The 1039-nt window shown below is 71.3% G+C and carries 2 protein-coding genes; one reads left to right on the forward strand and one right to left on the reverse strand.

Translation table 11 applies throughout. The features are described from left to right. On the forward strand, positions 1 to 439 hold a 439-nt coding region (locus DBR36_RS13385), incomplete at its 5' end, for an NUDIX domain-containing protein (RefSeq protein WP_108320163.1). 63 nt (positions 440 to 502) lie between these two features. On the opposite strand, the gene DBR36_RS13390 is transcribed toward DBR36_RS13385, so the two are convergent. Beyond that, a partial coding sequence (locus DBR36_RS13390) for an HNH endonuclease signature motif containing protein (RefSeq protein ID WP_146185362.1) occupies positions 503 to 1039 on the reverse strand: 537 nt, incomplete at its 5' end.

Below are 1039 nucleotides of genomic sequence, written 5' to 3' on the forward strand. Positions count from 1 at the left end.
GTTCCACATCGTGGCATCCGTCTGTCTGGTGGGGACGAGCGGACGTGTGCTCATGAGCCTGCGCGCGGCGTCGAAGGAGTACCCGCTCGCGTGGGAGTTCCCGGCGGGCAGTGCACTGCGCGGAGAGTCGAGTCGCGCGGGCGCGCTTCGCGAACTCGCCGAAGAGACGGGTCTGCGCGTCGCGCTCGATGATCTCGTGCTGGTGGGCCGGGTGATCGAGGAGCGCGCGCTGTTCGACCTGTGGGTGGCGCCCATCGACGGGGAGCCGACCCCGACGCCGGACCCCGAAGAGGTCCAGGATGCCGAATGGGTGACCCTCGACGAGGTGGAACGCCGGTGGCATGCCGGTGTCTTCGCGACGCCGTGGAACGCGCGGTTCGAGCAGCTGTGGGAGGTGCTCGTCGAACGGGTGGCGGACGTCGGCGGGAACGGGGAGTGACAGGCTGCTGTCGTCGAGGGCCCGAGGCGGCGGTGAATACTGCCGGGGAGTCCGGCTGAACGATCAGAACGGCGGCGGATCGACCTCTGTCTCGTGACCGAGGGGGGATCGCCAGCGCACATCGCCACTGTCGGGATCGCGAACCGGGGTCCACTTCGTCTCGTGACGCAGGCGGTGGTGAGGGCGGCACTCGGGTTCGAGATTGTCGGCATCCGTCGTGCCCCCGTCGGACCACGCGGTCAGGTGGTCGATGTCGCACGCTCGGGCCGCGCGACCGCAGCCCGGGAAGATGCACGTCGGAGAGGTGACCCCCAGCCACCGACGTAGAGCGGCCGTGACGCGATAGGACGTGCGGTCGAGGGCGAGCGGGACGCCGGTGAGCGGGTGCGTCAGCAGCCGGGTCCAGGTGGCGGACTCGCCGGCCAGCCGTCGAGCGGTGTCGAAGTCGATGGGGCCGTAACCGTCGAGCAGGGCGGGCTCGTCGCCGGCGCCGAGGAGCGTCAGGGCGGGGACGGTGACGACGATGGAGGCGGAGCCGGGGCGGGTGCGGGAGGTGGGTGTCGCGGGCGGCTGTGACGTGGCGGGTGAGCTGGGCGCGAC

This window comes from Microbacterium sp. HMWF026 (assembly GCF_003061325.1).
GTDB lineage: Bacteria > Actinomycetota > Actinomycetes > Actinomycetales > Microbacteriaceae > Microbacterium > Microbacterium testaceum_E.